The sequence below is a fragment of the Halorubrum sp. SP9 genome, from assembly GCF_005435015.1.
GTDB classification, from domain to species: Archaea; Halobacteriota; Halobacteria; order Halobacteriales; family Haloferacaceae; genus Halorubrum; species Halorubrum sodomense.
In genome coordinates this window covers 1605-2401 of record NZ_SGXU01000073.1, presented here as the reverse complement: position 1 = coordinate 2401, position 797 = coordinate 1605, and the positions used below count along the sequence as shown (strand labels likewise).

Annotated in this window: 1 pseudogene; it reads right to left on the bottom strand. The window is 50.1% G+C overall.

The features are described from left to right. Nucleotides 1-456: pseudogene (locus tag EXE45_RS20780) on the bottom strand (hypothetical protein); the annotation flags it as partial. Between the last annotated feature and the right edge of the window lie 341 nt (nucleotides 457-797).

The window sequence follows — 797 nt, the reverse complement described above, 5'->3', positions numbered from 1 at the left end:
TGCCAACCCTTTGGTGCTCAATACATCTAATGCCGCATGGACTGCGTCGATTCTATTCTCGAATGACTGCTCTCTCGGGTCAACAGGATACTTTCTGGCTCGTCTTTTAACCCCGCTTTCCAATTCAGAGTAGCTCTGTACACGGCCCTGATGTCCAGATAAGACCACGTCATCCCTACTTTTGCTCCAGATTTTGGTATCGCTCTTTACCTCATCAATCTGGACTCCAACACCGAGGCCAAGTTGTCGTGCCTCATCGTATGGGATTGACTGCTGCTCATAGACCAACCATGAAAGAATGTACCACGTTGATAGGGAATCTACATCGTCGAGGGACCCAGCCAGCTCTCGTTGTATCAGGACCTCGGTGACTGCTGTCCTTGCCTCACGGAGCGCTTCTCGCGGTCGAACCAGCTCGTCCTTAGCATCGACCACGGGATAGTTCTCCGTGAACACTCGTAACGTGGGGCCGAATGCGCTGATTATTGTATCCGTCTTAGTCAAGTTGTGTTCAGATTCGAGCAAGGAACTTGCCTTCTCGCGGGCTACCTGTCTGGTTTCATCCTTTATGTCCCGCCAAAGGGTTGGCATTCGGTCGTCAGGCTGAGTAGTAGGCTTCCTACAAGTTAGAAGAAGGGTACTATCTGCGGAAGCGTCTTGTTGTACACCAATCCGCTGTGGCATTTCGCTGGTAATGGTGTGGGTTGCCGTTATATTGAACCCGGAATTTATGATAGACATAGTGAGCGAGTCCCACGCAGCAATTTCCTTGTCTGTAAAGTAAATTGTGAGAACAC